Below are 26,629 nucleotides of genomic sequence, written 5' to 3'. Positions count from 1 at the left end.
GATGCGGAGCACTACGCCCGTTGGACAGACGCCGGGGTGCGTCCGACCGGGATGCTCACGTTCTGTGCTCCGAAAGTCGCATAATGTATCAACGGGAACGTGCTACCCCTTCCCGTCTTCCCTGCGGCGGCGATGTAGGAGTTAAAGGGAACACCATCCATTCTTGCCAATTTTTGCCATTGCTGTTATGGTCTCTGGTATGGGCACGATGAACATTTCTCTACCGGACTATTTGAAGAGCTTCGTCGATGAGCAGGTTGCGGGGCGGGGCTACGGGACGAGCAGCGAGTATATCCGCGAACTGATCCGTCGAGATCAGGACCGTCTTTTTCTCCGCAGGCTTTTGCTTGACGGAGCGTCGTCCGCACAGACCGAACCGGTCGATAGGCATTATTTCAGCAGCCTTCGCGATCGAGCGCGTGGTCGGCACAGCAAGTGAATAGCAAAGCGATTGTTCCCCGAGAGCTTGCTCGCAGTGATGTCGAGACAGTCGTCGATTACTATGCTAGCGAAGCCGGATCCGAGGTCGCTCTCGGCTTCATCGACGCACTTCAAGCTGCTTATGATCTGATCGCAAGCCATCCGGAGGCCGGATCATTGCGGTATGCATACGAGCTGGGATTGCCTGATCTGCGGAGCGTTTCGCTGGAGCGATATCCCTATCTAATCTTTTATCGTGACCAGCCAGATTATGTCGACGTCTGGCGTGTGCTTCATGCCAAACGAGACAATCCGCAGTGGATGCAGGAGCCGGATAATCATTGAATGCAACTTTTCCGCAGACGTGGGGCTTTGAAAGATTGTCGGCCTGCGGCTCGAATCCACTCAAGGCGGGAGTACTTTCGCGTTTTCATTGCTTTTCGGCGTCGTCGCGCCGTTTGGAGGGCGATTTGCCTATGGATGTGGATATTGCGCCGAAAAATCATCGAGAGTATGCTTAGCTAAGTAAACCAAAAGGTTGAGAAGCGGCTCGAGATAAAGGGATTTAATGTTGCTTGTCACCGCAAGCTGAAAGTCTTTTGTGCCGTAGTGGAAACCGGGAGTTTCGCCAAAGCTGCCGACCGCCTGGGCTATGTGTCGATCATGGCCCTTGAGCTGATTGGCCAAGGCTTGCAGGCGATCAGCGTTTCTTGCGGCGAGAATTAGCGAGTGACCGGCTTCCGCAAGTCTTATGCACAACGGGACGCCAACTTCCGCCGGTTGCTCCCGCCATGTAAATTGGCGTATCGAAATCGCTGAGGCTCTAATCGCCGCTGGATGAAAGTTCAGTGGCACGTCACGCAGTCTCCCGCGACCGCATTGCTTTAGCAACTGCTGATTAGCTAATTTGATCTCAGCTCGGGCTTTTAGGCCCTCCGACCGCGCTGAGATCCGCCGTGCTACTCTAGGGAGGAGAGCCCTTTGGTGGCGTGATTTCTCGCGTATTCCCCTCCGTCTCGCTACCGTCGTCCAGCTCGTGGAAGGGCAGAAAACCGTACTGCTCCATCCACTCGCGAATGATGAGGCGGATCAGCTCGTCCCGCGTCATCGCAAGTTCTTCGCAGGCGATAGCGATCGCCTCCTCGACGTCGTCATCGAAGATCATCAGAGTAAACTTTCAGCGTGCTAATGCCGTGGGCCACCACTCGAGATGACGCCCTTGCTTACGAGCCAGGCCTCGAACATGCCCGGGCACCCCTCCTGAGCCCACATCCCGCGATACGAGAAGCCAAGGCCATGGGAGCCGCGCCCAGTGGCGCTGAAACCTTCCTCGGTGAGGCGTTCGGTTCCACCTGCTTTGATTTCGGGATGGTTCTTCTTCGCCCTTCTGATTTTCACTGCCTGTCCTCCTACGCAGTACAACCGAGAGGACTCAGGGTGTCACAACACAGGTCGCAGTCAAGGATTAGCGGCGCCGCCCAATTGGGGTAAGGGGCGCTCTGGATGGACCCGTTTGCCGGCTGCCGGTATAGTAAGAACGAAGGCTGGAGGTGAGCCGGATTAGGTGAATTCCCCGCATGAGCCGTGTGTCGTGGTATGATGGAGTGCTTTTCCTGACTGGCACGGGCGCGGAGGTTGTTATGACCAAGAACAGTGCCGGCCGCCCCCTGCAGCCGGGCGACCTAGCTCCAAATGTTGTGCTCGATGCGATCTCGCGCGAAGGCAAGATCGCGCTCGATGACTTTCGTGGGCGTAGCCCCGTGTTGATCGGCTTGTTTCGCGGTCTGCATTGTCCGTTCTGCCGTCGCCATGTTGCCGTGATGGCGCAACTTAAACCGGCGTTGCGTGAGAAAGGCGTCAAATGCCTCGCGGTCGTCAATACGCCCGTGGAGCGCGCACGAGTGTATTTTCATTACCACCCTGTGCCCGATCTTCTTGCTGCGTCCGACCCGGTAAGGGCCTCGCACCGAGCTTTCGGCTTGCAGGAAGTCGGGGTGGACGAGCTCACGGCAATAAGGTTCCATTTGCCCGGCGAGTTGCCGGAGCAGATGGACGTCATGGCCATGAATGCGTTTCTGAACAAGAAGGAAGGATATGAGATCACCGAGGCTGATCAGCAAATGATGGCCGGTCGGGCCCAGCTCGTGGGTCAGTTCCTGATCGATCGTGAGGGCATCGTACGCTGGAACTACATTGAAGTTCTGGAGCCCGGGCTCCACACCTTTGAGCCACCAAATCGCGAGGAATTGGTGTTGGCAGCCTCCGAAGTCGCACATCAATAAGCCCTGCCGATGCTATCCGCTGGTGCGGTCGGCACTGATCGTCTGAATGGAACCGTTTGCCGGCTCGGCGCATAAGTACAGGCGCAGGCCTTAGGTCGAAATGGCTGAGTCAAGATCGAGGTGGGCGACGAGGTCCGCTCGTGGCAAGGTGATCTGGATCGACCAAGACGGGGTGCCGCGCGTCCGCAGGGCAGCAAGGGGTCGAGAATTCGCCTCCATCATCGTCGTGGATGGAGAGCGGGCTGAATGACAGTAATGCGCGCGAGAAGCCGTATTTGCCATAGCTCCTAGATTTCGACGCTGTTCTGACCGACCACAGCTCTCGTCATCTTCGCAGCATTGCGAAGCAGGTTAGTCCCCGACCCTTCGAGCTCTTGCCTTCCCAGGATGAGGGCATCGAGGTGCGATTAAGATTAGCCGAGGGCATCGGCATCCAGCACTTCAATTCCGGCTCCGCGTATCCGATGATGCGGCCGGGCGAGAAATCAGAGGCGCGCCAGCCTTCTGCACCGAACTGGTCGCCATTTGACCAAGAGGTAAGGTCAACTCCTGCCGTGGCCGGGGTATTTGATCGCCAAATGGCTCCTACCACTGCCCTAATAAGACTGCTCGGAACTAAGATCGATATCGGATGTTTCTGCTTTATCTAACGGGAGCAGCGCCATGCCAAAGGTGCAGTATGAGATAGTAGAGCATGACGGGGCTTGGGCGTACAAAGTTGACGATGTCTTCTCTGAGACCTTTCCCACCCACGCCGATGCACTTGCCGCCGCCGAAATTGCTGCGCGACACCATGAGCTTCCCGGTTCGACGGAGAACATTGAATTCCAAGACTCCGCCGGTCGCTGGCATGAACAAGTCGCGTCCGGTTTCGATCGCCCGCTTACCGAAGTCGTCGATACACCGGACGTTCGGCACGCGGCAGAACGCCGGATTCGAGAGCATCGGAGCATATTTGGCACTGCTTTGCTGCTCGCTGGTACTGCCTTCGCGATAGGCTATCTCCTTCGTCTTACCCAACGCGGTCGACTCTAGAGCCGCTCGCCTCGCCGCCTATGCCCGTCGCTGCTGTGGGCGGAATGACGGAAGTTGAACCGAGCAAGCTCTTCGCGGGCACGATCGAGAGGAAAGGCAGGCCGAAGGCGAAGGTCCGCGCGGCCGAAATCTTCTGCCTGTTCCGCGACTGGCTCGCCGGCAGATCCGCGAGCTTGGTGCCGTTGAGCGGGCGGAGATGCTGGCGCTGCATCTTCTGGCCTGGTCGCAGGGGGTTGGCGGTGATGACGGCAGCCTTCAAGGACGAGGCATTCATCCGCAACGAGGTGGCCGGGATCGAACGCTGGCTGGCCTCCCTGCCGGACCTCGCGCAACCTAAATGATCAAGGAGCACCGATGTTTGTCACTTTCCTGAGATTTGAAGATAACCGCAGCGCCGCACTGGAATTCATGGCGGTGCATAACGACTGGATCGCGCAAGGCCTCACCGATGGCGTGTTCCTCTGCGTCGGCTCGCTCCAGCCCGCCGTCGGCGGCGCGATTATCGCTCATGCGGAAAGTCGCGACGATGCGCGCTTATCACGTTCTCGACGCTCTGGATTCGTGATCGGCGAGGCGTTGATGAGCTTTGCGGCGAGCGCTTCAGCTTCGTCAGACTTGCGTGACAAAGCGCGCCTTTGCAGCTCGTCCTTGAAGGCCCTTCCGATCTTCTCGAATTCGTCAGGCCCAATTGGATCGAAGCTCAAGGTTTGCGCTGAATTCATCGTTTCCCCCCTTTCCTCCGCCGTGCGACGGAAGAGCCTTGTGCGTTTCCTGTTTCGAAAGGCTGTGCTGAAAATTTATCGAATGAGAGCCGTCGTTACGGCCGGGCCATTCGTATCGGTCCACTCCAGTGCCGCAATGGCGGAGCCGAATAGCACGGCCGGGATAGCTAGAGCTCCCATGAGCCTGAGCATTTGGAGCCGACGTGTGCGCTTTCCATCCCAGTCGTAAGCCATTGCTACGCCCCTGCTACTCGGAAACAGTACCGCCAAGATAGAACCAGAGAACCACTTTCTGGTCGAGTCAATTTTCAAGTATTACTTTTGAACAAATTTGATGCTCAGTGTTTATACTACGTGTCCAAAGTGCGTCGGTGGGAAAAGCCGAAAGTAGAGGAGCCAGCAACTGATGCTGACGATCGCGCTTGCTTGGCGTGATCCCTAAGGACGAGGTGGCCTGGCGCATTATAAGGCGATACCGCTCGCTCTCGCGCCAAACCTGCGCCAAACAAGGATGGGTCGCCACGATCGTCAAAGTGGGGATGGTGGTAAGCAGGGCGTCGTATATTTCAGGTGAGAGCCGGGAGCCATTCACCGTCGATCGCTCACATGCCCGCTCGGCCTGGCGCTGGTGACGGCCGAGGCGATCCGCAGCGCCTCTTGGATGCCGGCACAGGTGCCGCTGTTGGTTGCGATCCGCTTTTCTGGAGGATGGCACGGCCAACTCGATCCTGAAGGCGCAACTCACGGAGCTTCGCGCTCGCAATGCGCTCGCGGCGGCCCTGCTTAGCGGCCACAGTTTCGCCTCCGATCCGCGCTGCATGTTCATCTGGCTGCGGCTGCCGGCACCCTGGGGGCTCGGATGATTTCACCGCGACCTTGAGCGCCCAAGGCGCCGCCGTCATGCCGGCGAGCGCCTTCGCCTGCGACCGGCAGCCGGTCGAGCACGCGGTCCGCACCAACTTCGCCTGCGCCTCGTCGCGTGACGAACTGGCGAGGGCGCCTCGCATCGTCGTCTCGACGCTCGCCGACCGGCCGCGGGCGCTGATCGGGCACGCACGAGGCCGGAGCGAACCGGGCGCGGGAGGTGGAGGAAGCGTCACCCGCGTGGACCGGGCGACGGCAGATGGGGTCCGGGAACTCGAGCCGAAGCTGCCGCCGAACTATCAGGGCGGCCTCTGGTTCCTGACGCCTATGTAATTTCGAGCCCGAGCGGTTTGTCCGGCTGCTGGCGCGCGCTATTCTTGCCCGCGACGGCCGCTTCGTGCAAGGCGACGCGCGGGATCTGCAGGTCTCTCCGATCAACCTCACGATCGTTCAGGGCGGGCTCGGGACGCCTTCGCTGTGAACATCGTCGGTCACCTACTCTCGAGAACCGAGCGTCGCTCGAGGCGCATACGCTGGGCGCCGACCAATGCGCTCGCCTTCGGAGGACGTGCTTAATACAGCCTGAGCAACAGCCTCGTCGTTGAAGGTCGCATAGTGGATCAACGGGAACGTCATACCAAGCGGCGTCTGAGCAAGAAATTCAGCTTTGGACGGTTTTTCATCCCGCTTCTGGCATATATCTTGACAAATATAGTCATGTTAATTAGCACCCCCTCGAACCAACGGCATCCAGCTCCTTCCGGGGCGACCCAAATGTTTTTGGTCAATGTGTTACAGGGGGCTTTGAATGGAATTGCGTGTTGGACTGCTGACCGTTTTGCTGGCGACAGTGAGTCGCGCCGCCTTGGCGCAAGATGCGACGGCGCTGGAGCGCCTCGAAGTGAAGGCGGGGGCCACGACCTCAACGATCGGCACTTTGCCAGAAGACTATGCTGGGGAGCAGGTCGCACGCGGCGGCCGCGTCGGATTGCTTGGCAACCGGGATTTCATGGACACGCCGTTCAACATCACCAGCTACACGGCGGGGACGATTGAAAACCAGCGCGCGAAGACGGTGGCCGATGTCCTGGCCAACGACTCCTCGGTGAGAAGCACGCACGCATCGGGCGGCATGTTGGATTCCTTCTATATCAGGGGCTTCCCACTAAACGAGGGGAACTTCGGCGAAGTCGCCTTCGATGGCGTGTACGGCGTTGCCCCGACCTACCGCCTGTTTACGGATTATATCGAACGGGTCGAGGTCCTGAAGGGACCGACGGCACTCCTCTATGGAGTCTCGCCGAACAGCAGCGTCGGCGGCACCATCAACATCGTGCCAAAGCGCGCGTCCGATGTCGACCTGACCCGAGTGACGACCGACTATGCTTCCGATGTGTACGGCGGCGGCCATTTGGACGTCAGCCGCCGGTTCGGCGACCAGCGGGAGTTCGGCGTTCGCTTCAACGGCAGCTATCATGGCGGCGACACAGCGATCGACAACCAGTCTCTTGACGTCGCGGTCGGCGCCCTCGCACTCGATTACGAAGGCGAAAACCTCAGGGCGACGCTGGACATCATGGGGCAGCGGCAGGATGTCGACGCTCCGCTGCGGCCATTCATCCTCGAAGGCAGCTTTGAAGTCCCGGACGCGCCGGACGGCAGGTCTAACGTCCAGGAACCGTGGGAATGGGCGAAGACGGACGATCTATCCTGGCTGGGCCGCGTCGAATATGACGTGAGCGACGCCGTCACCGTGTTCGCAGCCGTCGGCGGTGGAAATTCGCGCGTCGAGCGGCTCTTCGGCACGCCAAGAATTACCAGCGCCGCCGGTGACGTCAGAGTCATGCCGGAAAATTTCATTTTCGATGTCGACCGGCTGACTGCCGAAACGGGCGTACGCGGCGAGTTCGAGACGACCGCTATCAACCACTCGGTCACATTTCAGGTCAGCGGTCTTCAGCAGCGCCTTGCTCGCGGCTCCAACTCGGGAACGTTTCAGCCCACCAATCTCTTCGATCCCCTTCCGCGGCCCGAGCAGGATGTGCCGCAACCGACACATGTGCCAAGGCTCTCGGAAAACGTCTTCTACGGTTTCGCGCTTTCCGACACGATGTCGATGCTCGACGAGCGCTTGCAATTAACCGTAGGTGGACGCTGGCAGCACATCGACACTGAAAATTACAACACCACGACCGGTGTGGTTTCCTCGTCTTCCGATGAGAGTGCATTGACGCCGCTCGCGGGCATTGTCGTTAAGCCGTGGGAGAATGTCGCGTTTTACGCCAATTACGTCGAGGGCCTGAGCGTCGGCGACACCGCGCCAACTGGGTCCAGCAACGTAGGCGAAACCCTTGCACCCTACCGATCCAGGCAGTACGAAATCGGCACCAAAGTCGACCTTGGCCGGGTTGCGGTGACCGTCAGCGCTTTCCAGATCGAGAAGCCCTTCGGCGTCGTACGCGACAACGTCTTCGTCGAAGGCGGCGAGCAGCGCAACCGCGGCGTGGAGTTGAACGTGTTCGGCGAGGTGACCCCCGAGATCCGAGTGCTCGGTGGCGTGACCTTCATTCATGGCGAGATCACAAAAACGAGTGTCGACACCGAGCGAGGCAATACCCCGATCGGCGTTCCTTCGCTGCAGGTCAACCTGGGCGCGGAGTGGGATACGCCCCTCTTGCCCGGCCTGACGCTCGCCGGCAATGTCATCCACACGGACGAGCAGTTTGCCGACAGGGCAAACAGCATGGAAATCCCCTCCTGGACGCGGCTTGACCTCGGCGCGCGCTACCTGACCGAGATCAACGAGAGGCCGGTCACCTTCCGTGCCGACGTCGAGAACGTCTTCGACCTCGACTACTGGTCCGGCGTTGCAAGCTTCGGGACGATATCGCAAGGTACGCCGCTGACCGTGAAGGTGTCGATGACGACCGATTTCTGATGTGGCGGCGGCGAGCCTCCGTCGATGGAGTGTCGAGCCTGCACACATTTTGGATGCGTAAAAGCAAATGCTCCGGTGGGAACACCGGAGCATTTTGATCTTGGAGGAAACTCGGTCTGGTGGGCGGCGCGTGGGTATCGCGTATCCGCGGGGCGCTCGCGGCCCCCTGTCCGTCCTGCCTGGCATCTCCCCACAAGCGAGTAGACCGCCAAACCGGAATGCACCGCTACCGGCTTCCGGCTGGACTAAACCGATAGTGATTTCAGCACTTAAGTCCTTGCAGTCGGGCAATGCCCTGTCTCTAGATTAAGACTAGCCGATCTCCCCCTCCTGGGCCCACAAGGGGGAGATGCCCGGCAGCGCCGAGAGGGTATCACGCGCTTTCCGGAAGAGCGTCGCCCTCCGATCAAATCCGCAATTGTAACAACCGAACGGAAATGGCCCCGAGTCGGTCGGGGCGTCGCCATCAGGACAACCGCTCCACCGGATCGTTCAATCCGCGCTGCCCACCAGGCTTACGGTATAGCCCGGCTTGTAAGAGATGGGCAGGAAGCGGCGGTGATATTCCGCAAATGTCGCGTCCGGATCGAGATCGGTAAAGAGGTCGGGATGGAACCACTTCGCGAACTGCTGGACAGCAATGAACTCATAGGGGCTGTTATAGAACTGGTGCCAGATGCCGTGGAAGTTGCGCGTTTTCTGCGCGGCGATCCCGGTATAGGCATCGCGGGTCGTGAACCACTCAAGCTTCCTGTGCGTCTCCTGTGGATCGGCGCCGGGGCCAAGTGGGATCCAGTGGCCGCCGGGCACATAGGCCTGCCAGTCGGCGCTGGTGACGACCACATGCTCGGGGTTGGCGACGATCACCTGCTCCGGGTTGAGCTGACCAAAGGTGGTGGGGAGAATGTCGCTGCCGATATTGTGGCCGCCGGCAAGCTCGACATACTTGCCGAAGTTTTCCGCGCCGAAGGAAAGGCAGCAATCGTCGGCATAACCGCCGATCCGCTCGATAAAGACCTTCGGACGTCGCGGTTTCACCCGGTCGATGACGTCGGTGACGCGCGCCATGGCCTGGTGGCGAAATTCGATAATCTCCTCCGCACGAGCCTCGCGCCCCATGATTTTTCCGAGGAGCCGGATGGTCGGTTCCGTGTTCTTGAGCGGAAAGTGGCGGAAGTCGATATAAAGGACCGGGATATTCAGCTCTGCCAGCTTCTCGATATATTTCGCGTCCTCGTTGGCGCGCATGGCTTCGAGATTGAGAAGGACGACGTCAGGCTTTTGGACAATGGTCGACTCGATGTCGAGCAGCCCATTCTCCTGCCCGCGGAAGGCCGGCAGCTTGGCGAGCTTGGGAAAGGCCTCTAGATATTGTGCGTAGGTCGCCGGATCGGCCTCGATCAGGTCGTTGCGCCAGGCGACGATGCGGGCGAGCGGATCTTGTGGCTCGAGCGAGGCGATCAGATAGAGCTGTCGCCCCTCGCCAAGGAGGATGCGCTTGACCGGTTCATTTACCGTCACCTCGCGGCCGGTAATGTCGGTGACGGTGATCGGCGTTTGCCTGTCCGCCGCGGCCGGCTTCTGGGCAAGGGCCGCGGCCGGAACCCACAGGGCCAGAACGGCGATCACGGCTTGGAGCGCCGAATAAATTCTCCTCACGATATTTCTCCTTTACTGAAGAGCCGGCGCGATTTGAGCCACAGGGCGAGCGCCATCAAGAAAGACAGGCCGTAAAGGCTTGCAACGAGCGGGAATGCCACTTCAAGCCCAAAGCGCTGGGTTGCGACGACGCCGGTGATGATCCCAACAACTGAAGCACCCTGCTGGCAGGTTTGCGCGAGCCCGAGGACCGATCCCTGCCGCTCACTGCGCGTCGCAGTCGAAACGAGTGACAGAAGAACTGGCGTCGTTCCCCCCAGAAGCGCGCCCCAGGCAAGATAGAGCGCAGCGAAAAGGCCCATATCGCGGGTCGATCCGGCAAGGCCGGTGACCACGAGGCAGCCGGCGGCGATCAGCACGCTCCACCCGAGTACTAAGGTCGGCGCTCGTCCTTCGAACATCCGCGCCCACACCGGGGCGCCGACCACAAAGCCAAATGCAAGTAGCCCGTAGCTCAACCCCGTGATCCAATGCTGGGCGCCATAGACCTCCGACATGTAGAGAGCGAACGGCACCTGCAGGACCATCCGGCTCGCGAGCAGCAGTCCCATGAGCACGAGAAGCCCGGTGACCGATATGCCGGTCGCTGGTGCGGGAAAAACCTTCGTCGCCCTGGCCGGGCCCGTGCCGCCTGCTCCTTGTGGCGGAACCGGCAGGCTTGCCCAGGCGACAGCGGCGCAGAGCGCGCAGATCACGCCGGCGGTGAGATTGACGGCGGCGAAAGGCAAGGCATCGAGGATGAGGCCGCCGAGGAAGGCGCCGCCGAGGGAGCCGACATTGGTTGCCACCTGGAGCCAGGCGAAGAGGCCAGCGCGATCGCGTCCGCCGGTCACCTGCACGCCATAGGCCTGAGCCGGGGCGATATACCCGGCGCAGGCCCCTTGCAGAAAGCGCAGCGCCAGAATGGTCCAGACGTCCTGGGCAAAGGCGACAAGCAGTTGCGTGATCGCCAGGCCCGCAAGGGCCCGCACCATCATCAACCGATTGCCGTAGCGATCGCCCATACGTCCCCAAAAGGCGCTCGTCAGCGAAACGCCGAGCATGGGGCAGACATAGACGCCGATCCCGGCAAGCGCGAACACACTCTCGGACGGGCTCAACGCCCTGATCTGGATCGGCCAGAAGGGACCGCTCATTTCCATGGCGCCCATGGAAATGAACTGCAGGCCAAAGAGAAGCGCGAAGACCGGTCCGAAGCCGCGCAGGACGGCGACTGTCCCGGTCATTTCGCGCTCACCAGCGGATTGGGCAAGTGATGTTCGACCCGGTAATCGCGATAGCGCTCCAGATGCATCCGGAGCACCGAGCGCGTCGGCCAGGGCCGTTCGAGGAAAGCGTCGCGCTCCTCGATCCAGAACGCATCCGACAGCATGCGGGGCTTCAGCGCCTCGAACGCCGCTTCCGTCTCTTCCCGTAGGATGCGCCACAGGGTGTAGCCGACAAGCGAATACTGCTCAGTGAGGCAAAGGGCGATCTCGTGAAGATGGCAGACGAAGCACGCGTCGATGACGAAGGATCTGACGAGACTGATGTCGTCGTCGAACGTGGTCGGCAAAATGCCCTTGCGGCTGAACGGCTTCAGATCGTAACCGCGCTCCCTGAAGAGCGGCGCGAAACTGCGGCCGTCGCCGAAGTCGCGGATCAACAGCTTCCGCGGCATGCCGCGATCGTCGAAAATGATCGTGCTGTTCTGCTGATGTGCCTCGAAGGCAATGCCGTAGAGAAGATACATCGCGAGTGTCGGGCGGACGACCGTGCGCGCATAGGCGCGGAAGAACGCCGCGACGGCCGCCTCGCTCGCGCTGCCGTTCCTGGCAATGAGCTCGCAAATGAGCGGCCGGCCGTCGAGCGGACTTGCCGTCAGCAGGGCTGCGACGGTCACCGGCAGCATGCCGTCTTCGCGGGTCAAGGGATCGGTGTTGCGGTAGACCACCGAAAGGAAGCGGCCGGGATGCTCGTCGCCGGTCTCGGGATGGTGCAGGATCGCGCCCAGCTCCTCGGTGAAGATCTCCAACTCGCGCCCCAGATCATCCTCTTTCGACAGGATGTCGGAAATCAACGTGCTGAGGCGCGGCCCCATATGGATCGATTTCCCCTGCAGCGTGCGCTGTTCGCTCGTCATCCAAATCGCCACCGGCAGTTTGACAAAGGGTCTCGGCGCCGCGGTCTCCGGCAGCATCGTGCGGAACGACATCGACGGCAGCGTGACGACCTCGGGGCCGTCCGGATCGAGCACGCCGTGCTCGATCTCGGCCGCGAATTCGCGGCGCACGAAATTCTCGAGATGCCAGCCATGGACGGGGAGGGGAATCCAGTCCTCGGGCGATTTGCCGCGCGCCCTCAGGTCCTCCGCCCAATCGCGCCAGAGGTCCGGGAAGTTCCCTGCAAACCATTCCGAATAGCTGCCGACATGCGGCATCTTCTCGACATAGGCCCAGTCGTTTCGGAGCGCCGCGATTACGAGGGGCACCCGCGCGCCGAATTCGGGCGATAACGCCGCAACGTCCTCCGGCGCCAGGCCCGGCTTTGCCTTCCAGGTCGGGTAGAAGGGATGGCCCTCAAGCGCGCCCCATTGGTCAAGGGTAATCGCCGCCAGATGCGTCGGCAGGCTTTCCTGGAGATAGGCGAGGAAGCCGGGCGCGCCGGCTTCGGCGATCTGCCGGCGTAACGTCGCACTCCAGCTTTCGCGGGTGCGGCGGGCGAGAATGTCGTTCTGCATGCTGTTGTCGACGTCGCACATCAGATGCTCGAGTCCATCTGGAGCAGGCGTAATTGCGAGGGAGGGTTCGACCTCCCTCATCAGGGCCGATGGATCGTCAATTTTCCGGCGACCACCGATACCGTCCAGCACCTCGACCTTTCCGCGGTTCTGCAGCGTTCCGGCCGGTGCCAGGTGCAGGTCGGTGAAATGCAGCACGCGCCGTGAGGCCCAGAGGGGAAACCAGGCCTGGCGGCCGTCGCGCGCCCACATCAGCGCGTCGGGATCGAGCAGGCGTTCGGCGAAGAGGCAGCGCACCAGCCGATTGATCGCGTTTCGCGATGCCTTCGACAAAAGCGCGCGTCCGTCACTCGCAACGGCATCTGCCGCGAAAAAAGTTCTCTCGTCCATCATTGAGCCTCCGGCCAATCTGTCGGAACATAGTCCGGCGCGCCCGCGGCCAATTGGCCGTGGTAATCGCGCGCCCAGTTGTAGGTCTTGGCGATCGTCGGCGCGGCAACGCCGAGCCGTGCCGCCATCGACACGAGCAGCGCCTGCCCGAAGGCAATGTCCTCGTGAAAGGCGCGGCTTTCGCGATCGATGACGAGACCCGGGCCATCAGGATTGGGGACGAGCGGCGCGTGGATTCCCGCATAGGCGCGGTTGGTGCGCAGGAGCGAGTACATGGTGCTGTCGTCCTCGATCTGCTCGCCATAGGCCTCGATCAGCTCCTGTCGAAGCGGCTTCACCGAGCTGAGGTCGATGCCGAGGCGTGCCTCGCTCGCCCGCCGGATCGCCTGGTTTTCCGCGTCCAGTGCCTCGAGCAGCTCGGCACCCGCGAGGGGGCAGTCGCTCCACCAGCAGATCGGCTCGTCGAAGGGCCTGTCCTCGAACGGAGCCCCGGGCCCGATAAGGGCGTAGAGCACCGCCGGATGCATCAAGGGGTTGCCGGGGGTCAGGGTGATCTCGAGATAATCCTCGAGCATGGTGACGGGCGCGTCATAGAGGCGATTGAGCATCGCCCCGAGCGCCGCGGCGCTTTCCGCGCTTTCGCGGCGATGCAGTGCGGCAAAGAGCTCGGCCTTGCCGCCGCCCATGCGTACCCGTTGCCCGGGGAGGAGATCGAAGGCCGTGTGCGGCACGTCCTTCATGCCCCAGATGACGACATTGTCGCGTCCCTCAAATGCCCGTGCCGCAAGCCAGTCGAAGCCGCAGAAACCGGGGATCGCCCCGGCATAGACGTTTCTGTCGCGCGGCAGGTGCGGCGCAATCTGCGATAGGAGTGCCGGCCGCGCCTGCGCCGGCTGGGTTATCATCACCATGTCGGCACCTTCGAGCGCCGTGCGGGGATCGGTGCCGACATGGTCCGGCCGGCCGGTCAGGATCTGATCGTCCGGCGTTTGCGCATGCCACGGCCCGTCACCGCCTGCCCAGGTTTCCGCGACTTCCGACGAATTCGTCAGCACGGAAACCTCGATGCCGGGGCGCTGCTTGAAGAGGACGGCATTCAAATGTCCAGTGCGGCCCGCACCGCAAATCGTCACCTTCATGCGGCACGCGCCCTTCCAGCGAGCCAGCCGTCCAACTGGTCTGCGATGGCAGGGTCGAGCAGGCGGCGCTTGGCCATCCACTCGTCGTCGAAAATCGTGCCGAGATATTTCTCGCCGCCATCCGCCACCGTGGTCACGACCGTGCCGGTCAGCTTGCCTGCTACAATGAATTCAAGCGCCTTGTAGATGGCGCCGCCGGTCGAGCCGCCGACGAGCAGCCCCTTGCGCCGGGCGATGTAACGCGCCGTCTCGAAGGCTTGCGTGTCGGTCACCTGGACGCCCTCGTCGATGCACGAATAGTCGAGCACCTTGCCGACCTCGTCGCCTGCGGGGGTGCCGGTGCCCGATTGGAAGTAGGGATGTCCCGGCTTGCCGAAGACGATCGACCCGGCCGGCTCGACCGCGACCGTGCGCACGGCCGGATTGTGGCGCTTGAGGCGCTGCGAAATGCCGGTCATGGAGCCGCCGGTTCCGACGCAGCCGACAAAGGCGTCGATCCCGTCCGGGAGCTGCTCCAGCAACTCATCGACGAGGCCGGCATAGCCATCAGGATTTGCCGGGTTGTCGGACTGGTTCATGAACAACGCGCCGGGAAGCTGCGCGCCGAGTTGCGCGGCCAGCCGCTGGCGCTCGACGACGGCGACCTCGTCCTCGCGGAAGTCGCCTTCGACATAGCGGATCTCGGCGCCGAGCGCCCGCATCATGCGGATCTTGTCGGGCGCCGCATGGTGGTCCACCACGGCGATGAAACGCAGCCCGAATTCCAGCGCCGCCAGTGCCAGACCGGTACCAGTGTTTCCGGAAGAGGATTCGACGATCGTGCCCCCGGGGGCGAGGCGTCCGTCCTGAAGCGCCGCAACCACCATGCTGCGCGCCATGCGGTCCTTCATTGAACCGCCTGGATTGTTCTTCTCGATCTTCAGCACCAAAGTGGCGTTGCGCTCCGGTACGTCGATCGACATCAGCGGCGTCTGGCCGATCAATTGCGTTACGGTCGTGTGCAGCATCTAAACCTCTCCAATTGTGTCGGGTACGAGATTGGGCCGCCCTTCCGCGTCTTCGGTGACGCAGAAGCGGGCGGGCATGGGATGGCGATGGAACTCGTTTTCGAGGAGATCCATCTGATAGCCGGCGGTGTTGGCGTAGACGAGCAGGTCGCCTGCCTTTGGCGCGGTCGGGAAGGTCAGCCACCTGTTGCTGATGACGTCCTCGTCAAGGCAGCTATGGCCGGCCAGATAGGCGCGGACCGGCGCCGATTGAACGGCCGCCCTGGTGGCAGTCACGAGAATGGGATCGATCAGGAACTCGGAGGCGAACCAGGTTTCGCAGGCGCTGAAGCTGCTGCCCTCGAGGAAGATGACATGCGTATCCGGACCCAGCGCCTTCACCCGCAAGATCCGGAAGACGCTGATGGCCGCCTGATCCGCCAGGGCGCGCCCGGGCTCCATCGCCAAGGTCAGCCCCTCGTGCTTGAGATAGCCGGCGACGCTCGGACTCTTGCTCATTTTTGCCTGCAACAGCTCGCGCAACCAGTCGGCCGCCGAAAGAGCGCCGCCATAGGGATAGAAGGAGCTAGGCACGGTCCCGGTGCGGTAGTCCTCGGGAGTCTGGGCCGCGAGATGCGCCTGGTATTTGGCCTCATCGACATATTGGATGGGCAGGCCGCCGCCGATATCGATCATGCGCGGGGAGAATCCCATTTGCCTCGCTTTGGCGATGAGCCCGGTCGCTTCTTCCAACGCCGTGAGACGGGTCTCCCAGCGATAGCCGCTGAGATGGAAATGCAGCCCGTCGAAGCGCAACCTGCTCTCGCCCGTAAGTCGAGTGAGGCAATGAATGACGGCCTCGGCCGGCATGCCGAAGCGGCTCTTTTTCTGATCCCGCGGCTGCAGGCGCAACAGGATCGGCTGCGGTCCGGCATCTGCCGGCAGCAATGCGATCAGGTCCTCCAGTTCTTCCGGAGAATCGACCGAGATCAATGCCCTGCAATCGAGCAGGTCCTGATGAAACGCTTGCGTCTTCGCCGGCCCGGTCGCGACCACCCTTGCACCATCGGCCCCCAGCCGGCGCGCATCGCGCAGTTCGTAAAGGCTGGAGACGTCGAGCCCCGCGCGGGCTCTAAGCGCTGCCCGCATGAGCCCGGGCGATTTGTTGACCTTCGCACCGTAATAGATCGCATGCTCAACACGGCGCGCCGTCAGCACGCCATCGAGGGCGGCAAGATTCTCCTGCAACGCGTCCGGCCAGATCAGGTTCAGCGGCGAGCCGTAACGGTGAACCCACTCGAGAAGAAGAGCGCCGTGACGAGTGAGAAGGTCCGCAGCTGCCGATCGCAAAATCGGTGGAAGGCCAAATGCGGTTTCGTGGCCATGCAGCGTCATGACAGCGCCCCCGCGGCACGGGCCGGCACCATTTCGGACGAAGTGGGCCTGAACAAAAGCTGCAGCGGCACATCGCACCTGGGCAATCCCTCGGCGAAAATGTGCCGGGTCGTTTTATAGGGAAACTTGCGGCCGCTGCGGGCCATCGCGAAGATTTCCGCGGGAGTGATCGTTTCACCGGCGCGCCAACTCTCCACCCGAACTGAATCGTAGTCGAGAAGGACCACAGGAACAGTGGTGAGCCTGAGGCGATGCGCAACCGTCAACCGATGATGGCCGTCCATCACGAACAAGGCATTTTTCTCGGCTGTTATCGGCGCGGTCCATGAGCCCGCCTGCAGGATTCTGGCCTGCAGTATATCGACCCTGTCGAGACTCACCTCCTCTGTTGGAATCAATCGTGCTGGGGAGAGAAGGCAATATTTCATTCGTCCGGCCTCGCGCTCGCTTTTTTGCATCGCATAATCTTGAGTCAATGACTCAAGATATAGCTCGTCGCTATAGCCAGCCACGATTGTGTCGTCAATAGCGCCTTCAATGACCGATTGCTTGAAGTGGCCTGTAGGGGCGCAACAACGTTACTGTTTCTTCGAGTCGCGACTGCATTTCTGCCAAATTGGAAACAAGCCATGGGAAGGGTGTGATGCGAAAATTTTTGCCGGTGTCGCAAAACATTTGTTGAACTCAGGTGGCGTCTGTGAGGCAGCACGTGATAGGACGAGCGCGATTTCACCGGCATTCCGATCGAGTGAGTTTACGGCTCTGCGGTTCGATTCCCCTCATGGCGAGGGATAGAAACTCCCACCGAAGCGGCGGCCGCATCTGCCAGCAGCCGATCGCTCGTGATGGGTGGACTGCCGCTGTTCGGGGAACGAGCAAGGAGTGGGCAGCACGGGTCATAGCCCAGCGTTGAACGAATGGCTGCGGAAGGTGCAGGACCGGAAATTCGCCTAGCATGCAATTACACCTAATCACACCAGGCCGGCCTTGCGAAGCCCGTCCACGACTAACTCGAAGTCGGCGGGATTTTTGTAGGGCAATACCTTGCGGCGATGTTCCAGAGAATAGTCAGGGTTAACGCGGAACACTTCCTGCCACTCGTGGCGGGCTTCTTCGAAGCGGCCGAGATGGCCGCAGCTCGCCGCCAGGAGCACGCGCGAGACGTCGGTGCCAGGGTTACGGACAAGTCGCCGCTTCAGGATGTCAATTGCCTCTTTGTACCTGTGCAACTGGAACATCGCTTGTGCCTGGAAATGGAGGTATACGTCGGGATAGTATGGGTTCAAGGCTATTGCCTGCTCGAAACACCCGAGTGCCTCCGCAGATCTGCCGGAATAATGCAGTGCGTAGCCGAGATTTTCGTACCCCTCGGCAAGATTTGGAGCGAGGGCGATCAAGCGTTTGGCCGCGCCGATGGCGACGTCGTGCCGTCGCGAATACAATTCGACGATGCCCAGCGCCCAATGCGCGTAAGGATATCGATCGTCGAGCGCCACTGCCCGTGTTGCAAACACTTCCGCTTGTTGCATTGATGTCGATGACGACGGACCCCACTGGTTTCCGTAATCCAGCATGTTTGCGAAGGCGAGGAATGCGTAGGCGGGAGCGAATTTCGGGTCCAGTTCGATGGCGCGCTGCAACAGTTCCCGACTCTGGGTGTTTTGCTCTCTCGTGAACCGCCACAGCTGCTCTCGGCCACGCAGGAAACAGTCGTACGCTTCCAGGTTGTCGGTGTGCTCGGTCACGAGCCGCTGCTGGTCGCCCTCCGTCAGGTTGAGCGCGAGCGCGCCGACAATTTGCTGCGTCACGTCGTCCTGAACGGCGAAGATGTCTGTCAGGTCGCGATCAAAACGATCCGCCCACAGATGTCCGCCCGTGGTTGCGTCGATAAGCTGTGCGGTGATCCGTACCTTATTGCCGGATTTCCGGACGCTGCCTTCCAGCACGTAGCGCACGTTGAGATTCCGGCCCACCTCCTGAACGTTCACGCTTCTTCCCTTGAAGGTGAAGGACGAATTGCGAGCGATCACGAACAGTTGCGACAGCTTTGAGAGAGCCGTGATGATATCTTCGGAGATACCGTCGGCGAAATACTCCTGCTCGGCCTCACCACTCATGTTGGCGAAGGGCAACACGGCGATCGAGAACTTCGGCGGGGGCGCTGTCGGAGGTAAAGCCGCCATGAGTTCGGGAGCCACTGTCTTCGCGTGAGCCGCGGTTCCGACTCGGAGCGAATAGACCCGGATCGGCTCTACGATGTTCTTGAGCTGGGTGTTGCCGAGATCGCTGACCGAAAGGTCGAGTCTGGTCTTGACCTGGCGATAGGCATCCTCGGACAGGCAGATGCCCCCTGGAGCAGCGACGCCCTCAAGGCGCGAAGCGATGTTGACGCCGTCGCCCATCAGGTCGCCGTCGCTTTCCTCCACTACGTCGCCAAGATGAATACCGATCCGAAACTCGATGCGGCGGTCCTGTGGCACGCCGGCATTACGCTCGAACATGCCGTTCTGCACCTCGATGGCGCAGCGCACGGCGTCCACTACACTGCGGAACTCGACCAGCGCCCCATCTCCTGTGCGCTTGATCACGCGCCCGTTGTGAACGGCGACGGTCGGATCAATTAAATCGCTGCGCAGCGCCCGCAACCTAGCCAAAGTACGGTCTTCATCCGCGCCAGCGAGGCGGCTGTAGCCGACCACGTCCGCGGCCAGGATCGCGGCTAGCTTGCGGTTCTCGCTCACAGGGGACCATCTCCTCGTCTCCATAATAACAGGAAGGCACCGGGAAGAGGAGATTTTCGGCGTTCGGTTCAGAGCGACTTTGGGTGAGATCAATGCTCGGCATATGTACGCAGAAATCGTGAATGCTCACAATGTCGAGAACCGATCGGGAGGAGCGGTTGTCCTGTGCCCGTGGCATTGAACACGGCCGAAGTCGTTCCTGGGCAATGGCTGCCGTGGCAACCGTCGGACATTCCTCCCTGTGACGCCGAAAGGCAGCTCGTGGCCATGGGCGTGATTTCGGCCGAGAGCGAACGAAGTTCCGCAAGGGGTCGATTCTGCTCGTTCGTGTAGGTTTCACTAGGGTGGAAGACTTGTCGGTCGTCTTGCTCGTCGGAACGAGCACGTTGCAGGATTCGACAAGCCGTTCTGCATCGGCTTTTCCCGGCACGATGTAGTGCCACTCTATCTTGTGCTCCTTCGACCAGGCGAGGATCGCGTCCGAGGTGAACTCCGTGCCATGGTCAGAGACGATCATGCCAGGCTTGCCGCGCGCCGTGCACCATCAGTTCCCGCGCGACGCGACGCCCCGAGATCGAAGTGTCGGGGATTGCTGCCAGACATTCGCGCATCACGTCATCGAGGATGTTGAGCACGCGAAAGCGTCTGCCGCAGGCGAACGCTTGCGAACAGAAGGCCCTTCCTCACGATACAGCCGATACAGCCGATAGATGCGGTTGACCCCGGACGGCTCTCCCTCCCGCTTGAGTAGGAAAATCAGCCGCCGATAACCGAAGCGCCGGTCCGCAGATCGGATCCCAAACAGGTCAACGCGCTTCTAAGCGGCACCCACTGAGCGGGTTTGTCCGATCCCTCGACCGTTCGTCACCATCAGCATCTCACCGACTTCTGTATCCATCGCGAATGCTCATTTGGGCCACGCTGGCCTCAAATCGCCTGCCCGTCGCCATCAACTCCCAGCCGATCCGGCTTATCTTGTTCGCCAAGGCAACAGCGACAACGTTCACACCGCGCTCACTGCGTTTACGCCATGCACCTGAAAGACATGCTTGGCGATATCCAAACCGATTGTGCTAACCCTGCTCCATAGGACGGCTCTTCCTCATGTGACTTTCGACAGCCACACTTTGGCACATTGCGATGCCGGGAGCGGAGGCCGTCCACCACATCAGGTCAAATGCGGGCTGCGAGCTACATAAGGGACGGTCATTTCCCTGCGTTCTCCACATAATGCAACCGCTTGAGGAGAACTCTTATATTCTTTGGAAGTTCGGGTCTGACTCTGAACACGGGAAGTGATCGGAGAAAAGCGACGTTGTAATCGGTTGCTATCACCTGCCGGATATGCGTCGCCACGTCCCTATGGGGCTTCTTCATGTCGCCGTTCCTAAAGAGGAAAAACACCACGACTGAGAGAATGTTCCTTAAATGAGTTCGTGTCGGACAGGGGACGCAAGAACGCCGGCGAACCGACCTTCCTGCAGTCATTGCCAATACATCCGTGGTGCGCGTTAGGCGCCGATCGTGACGAGAACGTGACGCACAGAACCCTCATGGACGTCCTTGTGGACTTCCGCCGTTTTTCACCCGACCCTGATCATCTCATGAAGAACATCAGCCCGTCTGACTCCCGATTGGAAGAGCACTATGAGCCTTCTGGCAAGGTCATTCGCCTCTTCGCTGTCATTGTCGATGTGTCTGGCATCAAGTTCCGCAATTAGGATGCCTTGAAGCAAGTTAAGGTCAGCGGAGGAAAGCGGAGGAGAGTGGAAGTCATTAGGGGGATACACGACGCAGCCTCCATTCAAATTAGGCTAACGCCAGCGGCGCCGTGTCACCAGCCGCTGATTAGGCAAGGATACATGAAAAATTGTAGCGGTCCCAGAGGCGTCCCGCATCGAAAAAAGCTTTCGCTGATCCGAGATCCGGTTATAAAGCAAAGCCCGCCAAAACGCGGGCTTTGTCACCAATGTAATTGGACGAAGATTGAATTCTCGATCTCGTAATCAGGGGCACCTGAAACAAGCATCTTCCACCACTTATCGGATCCGGTCCAGAAAAATTTCAGGGGTATGGGAAACATCCGGTAACGGCCAGCGTTGATCTGGAGAATAGCCATCCGACTTTAACGACTTTCAACGCGGAAACCGAGTCTTCCTCGTGCAATCCTCTTCTTCGCCTTCGACTCCGCTACCTTGACGGGCACGACCTGTGTCGTAGCCGGCCTGAGAGGGTCGTACACTGTTGAAATCATTTTGCCGCCGCGAAGGTGCGATTAGGCTGTTGCAACTCGATTTGCAGGGCACGCTAAATCGGGCAGGTTGTTGAGGCAAGTACGCGGGGACCAGATCGCCCTGGCCCAATCGCTATTGCTTTGCGTCCATGCTGACGAAGTCAATCCGGTTCATGCCCTAAGGCGCGGGCCATGCTACCACTCAGACCGCTGTCGCCGGCGACGTGTCATACTTCACCCGCGCGGTGTGCCCTGGGAGGGCAGCCGTGCTGGTGTTGTTCCACAGGTGTAGGATCACGGCTAGGTTGAGTTATTGAGAATATGCAGCTGCAGCTCTCCTCCCCGCAGGCGCCTGCGCGACAGCTGGAGGCTGATCAGTTATTGGACGTCAACCGTCAAGCGGCTCCAAGTTATCTTCGTTGCGCAACTGAGGCGAATTGTCACTCACAGGGAATTTGGCGGTGATCTGATAGGTTTCCGCCGCGAGGGGAAATATTTACGCGATCTTTAAGTCGCGCCGACAGCCCGATCCGGAATAGATGATGGCGCATCGGGTGTTGCCTTATGGTAAAAGTGACGGGAAGGTCGCGGCTTCCTTGCGATCGACTGCCGTCAGGCGTTCAAGCTCATCAGGATTGATCGCTACCAGCCGCATTCGGTATTTGTTCTCGGCCGTGATGCGTCGTCCGGGCAAACATGCTGCCCTCCTGTTCTGTCGCTTCGTCGCGTGAGATTAAACCGGCCCGTTAGGCGCCACTTGAGCGTGCACCGCTACAACCGCCGCATTGCAGCAAAACGCAATCGGCGGCCTGCGCTTTGAATATGCGGAGCCGTGAGCTTGGTTTAGTGCCTCTGATGAAGCAAAAGCAGGTTTTATGGAAAATAGAATTCGCGTCCTTTAAATATAGATGTGCCAGACGCGGCGATTATTCCGTACGGATGCGAAAGATTTTCTGCGACCGCCGGCCGAAACGTGTTCGTGAACGAGGATCTCAATTAGCGGTTTACGTTACCTATTTTATGGAGCACCGTAAAAAATCTGGATTGCCATTGGCTCCTGGTTCGAGCACGGGCCTGCATCGATCCCGATAATCAACCTCACCGCGACGACCTCGTAGCAACCATTATGAGCGATGTCCAAGTTCCAGCGGACCTCTTTGGCAGGGTCAGCACGAGTTGCAGTCGCTCATTGTCTTGAAGTGCAGCGGACGCGGCGCTTTGGTATTCCGACAAACGAAACTTAGGAAATGGCAATGAAAAATCTCATTCCCGCCCGCTTCTATACCTACGATTTCACGCGCCTGTTCGTATCGCTTGCCTTTACTCTGGCGATTGCAGTGATTGTTTATTCCGTCCTGTTCGGACGCATCCTGTAATCGTCTGACATACGCGCATCTGCACTACGAAGCTCCAAAAGTCTGGACGGACTTTCGGGGGTGCCGCGCCGCTGAGTGAACCTGGAAAGTTATCCCGACATTACTTCTTCTGGCGAGTAAAATGGGAGACCTGGCATTGGTGCTGGGTCCGGGCGGTTATCGCTTCGGCGACTGTTTGAGGTTGGGGCTGCCGCTCTCATTGTGCTCGTGCTGGGCGTGCCTTTGATCCTATGGTTTTGGCCGCCAGTTTAGGGCCAAGCACTGCTGCACCGCGTCTGTTGCGCGATGGAGCTTCGAGTTGGCGGTGCCACCGTCATCGGGCAACAGTCCGGCGGCTTGTAAGGCTTCCGCGATCCGCTGGACAGTCACGGGTTCCTGGCCGGTCGAAGCAGTGTCTGATACATTCTGCCTTTACTGGAAAAATCGGGAAGGTTGCCATGGCCTATGTTGATTGGGCGATTAAGGGTCCCAAGATCGCATCGTGCAGTTGCGATTACGGCTGCCCGTGCGAATTCAACGGCAAGCCGACTGAGGGCCTGTGCGAAGGCCTGGAATGCATGCTTATCGAAGAGGGATGGTTCGGCGATCTGCGGCTGGATGGGCTGAAGGTTGCTGCCGTATATCGCTGGCCTGGTCCCGTGCATGAGGGCGGCGGCGTCCTACGCGGGTTTTTCGATGCCAATGCGAACCAGGCGCAGATCGATGCCCTGTTCACCATACTCGGCGGCAAGGAACAGGAGCCGACAACCGTCTTCAATATTTATGGCTCCACCATCTCCCAAGAGCTCGAGCCGATTTTCGCCCCGATCGAGTTTCACAGCGACATAGAGAAACGCACCGGCGGTTTTCGCATAGACGGCCATCTCGAACTCGAACTCGAGCCGATCAGGAATCCTGTGACCGGCGCCCCCCATCGCGCGCGCATCGTCCTGCCGGAAGGCTTCGAGTTCCGCGAGGCGGAGATCGCAAGCGGTACGTTTAATGCCAACGGCGAAATCGCAATGGGGCGGCAGAAGCGCTACGGCGCACTTTGGCGCGCCGCCTACGGGCCATACGGCATCATTGAAGAGTGAGCAAGCGCACGCTGCAACACACCGAAATCGGATCGCCCTTCTCGTCGAGCTTGAATGCGCCATGGCTAGAGCGACCTTGAAAAAACGCCGGCTCGGCCCCCGGCGCGAATCGAGCCGGCGTGGCAATGCTCGTCGGCCACCCCATCCAAAGGACCGCAATGTGGCCTTCGAGGTGGAATGATACGGATACCGACTAGCTGTTCACGTCGGCCGGGGAGGGTACGGATCATCACGGGGAGCGGTGATGACTGGATTATCCGCCTCGCCGCGATCTCGGCCGAGGGGCGCCAGCTCGGCCATGAGGCCGTGATCTCCGAAGCGCAAGCGTCCCGAACTCTCCATACTATAGACCGGTCATCCGAGGATAGCCGCGCGCAACAGGACCGTTGCGTGGCGTTTTCGAGACTTGGGGCGGATAAACACTCTCGCGGTCCGCTTTTGACGGGTCGCAGCGGATCTTGTCCATTCGGCCGAGCAGGACTGTCCGAAATGGTATCTCCCGTCTTGCAGCAGAACGGCAGCAACAAAAAAGGCCGGGCAAACCCGACCTTCCTCACATCGCTTCGATTCCAGTGCCAGTACATCCGTGGTCAAAAGTCTCTAGCGACTTGCGGCCACGCGAACATCCTCAGACGCTCACCAGCAAGGCCGATGGGCAGACATATAGAGGTAGATTGTGTTCGCAACAAGTTCATCATGCTCCTTGCGGTGATAATCGCCTAGCTACCGCATCAGACCCGCCGCTCGGAGCGCGTCGTTTATGACCTTGGCGATCTTGCCGTCCGAAGCGGTGTCAGCGGCATTCGATCGCGACCGAGCGAAGCGCAATGCCCTTTCTATCGGGGATGACGCCACATCGGTTTCTTGCCCGCGGACATGATTGCCGGCTGACTCAGCCTCCTCGACGTCTGCCGCAGTGGCAAGACCCCATGAACGTGCGATACGCACGGTTGAGGAAATCCCAGCCTCAAGCATATGCGGACCGGCTCTCCCGATCGGAACATCGCTGTTTGTCGCCAGAGGTACGCCGTGGCCCATGCCTTTGACAAAGTAGGTCTCGACGACCTGCCTGCCTTCCGCGTCTAGCCAAACTTTGCGGGTATGGCCGTGCACCAACTCGCTCCGAGTCGCCTCGGTAGGGAGGGCGTGAACACCACTCCATTGCTTCGCGATCTGGTCGGCATTCCTGGGTCGGACCGTCTGGTCATGCGTGCCGTGCCAGATCGAAACCGTAGGCCAGGGCCCGCGGTGGCTTGATGCGCTCTTGAGAATGGATTGGAGCCTGGAGACAGTTGGCGGATTGCGGCCTTGCATACGCTCGAACGCCTCCGCGACCGTGTCGGCCACCCCATAGGGTAGCCCGCTGATGATTGCGCCGCCCGCAAATATCTCAGGATAAATCGACAGCATAACATTCGCCATTGCACCGCCTGCTGAAAGGCCTGTGACAAAGATGCGACTGGGATCGATGCCCTGCGACTGGACGAGATGGCCGATCATCTGCCGGATGGACAATGCCTCTCCCGCATCCCGCCTGATGTCGCCGCGCTCGAACCAGTTGAAGCAGAGATTGCCATTGTTCGATCGCTGTTGCTGGGGATAGAGCACGGCAAATCCGCGCCGCTCCGCGAGCTGTGACCAGCCGGAACCCGCTGCGTAGCCCGCTGCCGTCTGTGTGCAGCCATGCAGCGCAACGACAAGCGGGGTGCCGGGGGCCATGATGGAAGGCAGATACAGCCACGCCTTCAATGATCCGGGATTGGAGCCAAACCCGGCGATTTCGACCAGACGGTGATTTTGGGGAGGTTTCTCGAGCAATACCGTTTCCTTGGCCGCCGATCGGGCCTGAACTGTTGATGTGGGGACGATTGCTGCGCCGCACAATGGTATTCTCAGATTAATTCGCACGTGCATATTTTTCTTTGGCATTCCAGGCGCTGCAAATTGGAGCGGCGGAGCCGCCAATAAACCCAGGGGCAGGAATGCCCACGTGTTCTGCGGATTGTTGCGACGCGTGCATAGCTGCACTGCAACATAGACGCTGGCGGACGGCGCTTGTCGCAGTATGATCATTTTCATCGAAGCGATGCTCCCTCCCGCAACGCTTCGAATTTCAGACGGCCCACTCCTCCTCCCAGTAGGACGTCTGTTGGAAAAGCGGCACTCCTCCTCCCAAGTCGCTGTTCGGTTCTTTTAGGAAAGCCTGCCGCACCTCCTCCCGCGGCAGGCTTTTTTATTTCGGGGCGATGGCCCGTCAAAGTCCGAGATCAAGTTGGGACTGTGATTGCGCATCGCCGATTTCTGTGGCCGTCAGTGTTGAAAGCGTGACGCCGAGCAGCCGCACCGGCCGCTTGAATGGATAGACGGTCGCCAAGAAGCTCCAACCCTTATAATTGCGTCAGCCGCCTAGCTCGCCAGCCTATGGTCTGAACGAATGGGCGGCCAAGGACTATCGGCTCGATCAGGTGGTCCGGAGATTACCTACATTGGTTGCTGATGATCTTCGTCTTGCTTAATTGGTCGGCTTCACAAGCGAGATGACCCGCGGCTTAGATGGCGCGTCCAGCCATTCGATCCAACTGTCTCGTTCCTCGATCGTGTCGAAGAACCGCCAGAGCTTGTACTCTTCTTCGGTAGTATCCAGCATCTCGCCAACG

Annotated in this window: 23 protein-coding genes and 4 pseudogenes; 12 read left to right on the top strand and 15 right to left on the bottom strand. The window is 60.2% G+C overall.

Annotated features, from left to right (window positions below; all coding sequences use genetic code 11):
• The first annotated feature begins 163 nt into the window (after nt 1-163).
• Together CO656_RS23520 and CO656_RS23515 are read left to right on the top strand one after the other, a co-directional pair.
• Nucleotides 164-439 (top strand): type II toxin-antitoxin system ParD family antitoxin, encoded by a 276-nt coding sequence (locus tag CO656_RS23520; RefSeq protein WP_097527316.1) that lies wholly within the window; start codon nt 164-166, stop codon nt 437-439.
• Nucleotides 436-765, top strand: coding sequence for a type II toxin-antitoxin system RelE/ParE family toxin (locus CO656_RS23515; RefSeq protein WP_097527315.1), 330 nt, complete (start codon nt 436-438; stop codon nt 763-765). Before CO656_RS23520 ends, CO656_RS23515 begins: the two co-directional genes overlap by 4 nt.
• A gap of 129 nt (nt 766-894) precedes the next feature.
• On the opposite strand, the gene CO656_RS30955 is transcribed toward CO656_RS23515, so the two are convergent.
• Both CO656_RS30955 and CO656_RS23510 read right to left on the bottom strand, forming a co-directional pair.
• Nucleotides 895-1,275, bottom strand: a complete 381-nt coding sequence (locus CO656_RS30955; RefSeq protein WP_234819566.1) for a hypothetical protein — start codon at nt 1,273-1,275, stop codon at nt 895-897.
• 109 nt (nt 1,276-1,384) lie between these two features.
• Nucleotides 1,385-1,585: a hypothetical protein gene (locus CO656_RS23510; RefSeq protein ID WP_097527314.1), complete on the bottom strand. Its 201-nt coding sequence runs from the start codon at nt 1,583-1,585 to the stop codon at nt 1,385-1,387.
• A gap of 475 nt (nt 1,586-2,060) precedes the next feature.
• Between CO656_RS23510 and CO656_RS23500 the strand changes: the two genes are divergently transcribed.
• Complete coding sequence (locus CO656_RS23500; RefSeq protein ID WP_037424518.1) at nt 2,061-2,702, top strand: peroxiredoxin-like family protein; 642 nt, start codon at nt 2,061-2,063, stop codon at nt 2,700-2,702.
• 325 nt (nt 2,703-3,027) lie between these two features.
• On the opposite strand, the pseudogene CO656_RS23495 reads toward CO656_RS23500, so the two are convergent.
• Nucleotides 3,028-3,249: pseudogene (locus tag CO656_RS23495) on the bottom strand (hypothetical protein); the annotation flags it as partial.
• Between the two features lie 116 nt (nt 3,250-3,365).
• On the opposite strand from CO656_RS23495, the gene CO656_RS23490 reads away from it, so the two are divergent.
• The 3 genes and pseudogenes from CO656_RS23490 to CO656_RS23480 all read left to right on the top strand — a co-directional run.
• On the top strand, nt 3,366-3,737 hold the full coding sequence (locus CO656_RS23490; RefSeq protein WP_097527312.1) for a DUF2188 domain-containing protein: 372 nt from the start codon (nt 3,366-3,368) through the stop codon (nt 3,735-3,737).
• 44 nt (nt 3,738-3,781) lie between these two features.
• The gene (locus CO656_RS23485) at nt 3,782-4,078 is read left to right on the top strand and encodes a hypothetical protein (RefSeq protein WP_234819565.1); all 297 of its coding nucleotides are present in this window, start codon (nt 3,782-3,784) and stop codon (nt 4,076-4,078) included.
• Between the two features lie 13 nt (nt 4,079-4,091).
• A pseudogene (locus CO656_RS23480) lies at nt 4,092-4,277 on the top strand (hypothetical protein); the annotation flags it as partial.
• Here the strand turns inward: CO656_RS23480 and CO656_RS30950 are convergent.
• Nucleotides 4,244-4,459, bottom strand: a complete 216-nt coding sequence (locus CO656_RS30950; protein ID WP_037424507.1) for a hypothetical protein — start codon at nt 4,457-4,459, stop codon at nt 4,244-4,246. The pseudogene CO656_RS23480 and the gene CO656_RS30950 sit on opposite strands and share 34 nt — an antisense overlap.
• 686 nt (nt 4,460-5,145) lie before the next feature.
• Here CO656_RS30950 and CO656_RS30340 point away from each other — a divergent pair.
• The 3 genes from CO656_RS30340 (at nt 5,146) to CO656_RS23460 (ending at nt 8,261) form a co-directional block, all read left to right on the top strand.
• Nucleotides 5,146-5,322, top strand: a complete 177-nt coding sequence (locus tag CO656_RS30340) for a hypothetical protein (RefSeq protein WP_158255695.1) — start codon at nt 5,146-5,148, stop codon at nt 5,320-5,322.
• A gap of 37 nt (nt 5,323-5,359) precedes the next feature.
• Entirely contained in the window at nt 5,360-5,656 is a 297-nt protein-coding gene (locus tag CO656_RS23465; protein ID WP_103452582.1) for a hypothetical protein, read from the top strand.
• Between the two features lie 475 nt (nt 5,657-6,131).
• Complete coding sequence (locus tag CO656_RS23460; RefSeq protein ID WP_097527310.1) at nt 6,132-8,261, top strand: TonB-dependent siderophore receptor; 2,130 nt, start codon at nt 6,132-6,134, stop codon at nt 8,259-8,261.
• A gap of 492 nt (nt 8,262-8,753) precedes the next feature.
• Here the strand turns inward: CO656_RS23460 and CO656_RS23455 are convergent, their stop codons facing one another.
• The 9 genes and pseudogenes from CO656_RS23455 to CO656_RS30945 form a co-directional block, all read right to left on the bottom strand.
• A complete protein-coding gene (locus CO656_RS23455; protein ID WP_037424525.1) occupies nt 8,754-9,920 on the bottom strand; it encodes an ABC transporter substrate-binding protein in 1,167 nt (388 codons plus the stop codon).
• Nucleotides 9,917-11,146, bottom strand: coding sequence for an MFS transporter (locus CO656_RS23450; protein ID WP_097527309.1), 1,230 nt, complete (start codon nt 11,144-11,146; stop codon nt 9,917-9,919). Before CO656_RS23450 ends, CO656_RS23455 begins: the two co-directional genes overlap by 4 nt.
• Entirely contained in the window at nt 11,143-13,029 is a 1,887-nt protein-coding gene (locus CO656_RS23445; protein ID WP_179864830.1) for an IucA/IucC family protein, read from the bottom strand. Before CO656_RS23445 ends, CO656_RS23450 begins: the two co-directional genes overlap by 4 nt.
• Nucleotides 13,029-14,168, bottom strand: coding sequence for an NAD/NADP octopine/nopaline dehydrogenase family protein (locus CO656_RS23440; protein WP_097527307.1), 1,140 nt, complete (start codon nt 14,166-14,168; stop codon nt 13,029-13,031). Before CO656_RS23440 ends, CO656_RS23445 begins: the two co-directional genes overlap by 1 nt.
• Entirely contained in the window at nt 14,165-15,175 is a 1,011-nt protein-coding gene (locus CO656_RS23435; protein ID WP_037424530.1) for a cysteine synthase family protein, read from the bottom strand. The genes CO656_RS23440 and CO656_RS23435 overlap by 4 nt, the downstream gene beginning before the upstream one ends.
• A complete protein-coding gene (locus tag CO656_RS23430; protein WP_097527306.1) occupies nt 15,176-16,549 on the bottom strand; it encodes a Y4yA family PLP-dependent enzyme in 1,374 nt (457 codons plus the stop codon).
• Nucleotides 16,546-16,977 (bottom strand): ParB N-terminal domain-containing protein, encoded by a 432-nt coding sequence (locus tag CO656_RS23425; RefSeq protein WP_097527387.1) that lies wholly within the window; start codon nt 16,975-16,977, stop codon nt 16,546-16,548. Before CO656_RS23425 ends, CO656_RS23430 begins: the two co-directional genes overlap by 4 nt.
• Before the next feature lie 543 nt (nt 16,978-17,520).
• Nucleotides 17,521-19,290, bottom strand: coding sequence for an adenylate/guanylate cyclase domain-containing protein (locus tag CO656_RS23420; protein WP_097527305.1), 1,770 nt, complete (start codon nt 19,288-19,290; stop codon nt 17,521-17,523).
• Nucleotides 19,291-19,708: 418 nt separating this feature from the next.
• Nucleotides 19,709-20,071, bottom strand: a pseudogene (locus CO656_RS30945) (DDE-type integrase/transposase/recombinase); the annotation flags it as partial.
• A 772-nt stretch (nt 20,072-20,843) separates the two neighbouring features.
• On the opposite strand from CO656_RS30945, the gene CO656_RS31430 reads away from it, so the two are divergent.
• From CO656_RS31430 to CO656_RS23385, 3 genes are all read left to right on the top strand, one after another.
• On the top strand, nt 20,844-21,011 hold the full coding sequence (locus CO656_RS31430; protein WP_210421641.1) for a hypothetical protein: 168 nt from the start codon (nt 20,844-20,846) through the stop codon (nt 21,009-21,011).
• A 1,765-nt stretch (nt 21,012-22,776) separates the two neighbouring features.
• Nucleotides 22,777-22,899, top strand: a complete 123-nt coding sequence (locus tag CO656_RS31305; protein ID WP_097527302.1) for a hypothetical protein — start codon at nt 22,777-22,779, stop codon at nt 22,897-22,899.
• Nucleotides 22,900-23,336: 437 nt separating this feature from the next.
• Nucleotides 23,337-23,972 carry a DUF1326 domain-containing protein gene (locus CO656_RS23385; RefSeq protein WP_097527301.1) on the top strand — a complete coding sequence of 212 codons (636 nt, stop codon included), beginning with the start codon at nt 23,337-23,339 and terminating at the stop codon, nt 23,970-23,972.
• Between the two features lie 723 nt (nt 23,973-24,695).
• On the opposite strand, the gene CO656_RS23375 is transcribed toward CO656_RS23385, so the two are convergent.
• Together CO656_RS23375 and CO656_RS30545 are read right to left on the bottom strand one after the other, a co-directional pair.
• Nucleotides 24,696-26,051: a PHB depolymerase family esterase gene (locus CO656_RS23375; protein WP_234819564.1), complete on the bottom strand. Its 1,356-nt coding sequence runs from the start codon at nt 26,049-26,051 to the stop codon at nt 24,696-24,698.
• A 175-nt stretch (nt 26,052-26,226) separates the two neighbouring features.
• Nucleotides 26,227-26,346 (bottom strand): annotated as a pseudogene (locus tag CO656_RS30545) (DNA polymerase IV); the annotation flags it as partial.
• Between the last annotated feature and the right edge of the window lie 283 nt (nt 26,347-26,629).

The sequence above is a fragment of the Sinorhizobium sp. FG01 genome (assembly GCF_002531875.1).
GTDB lineage: Bacteria > Pseudomonadota > Alphaproteobacteria > Rhizobiales > Rhizobiaceae > Sinorhizobium > Sinorhizobium fredii_C.
This window is presented reverse-complemented; position numbering and strand designations above follow the sequence as displayed.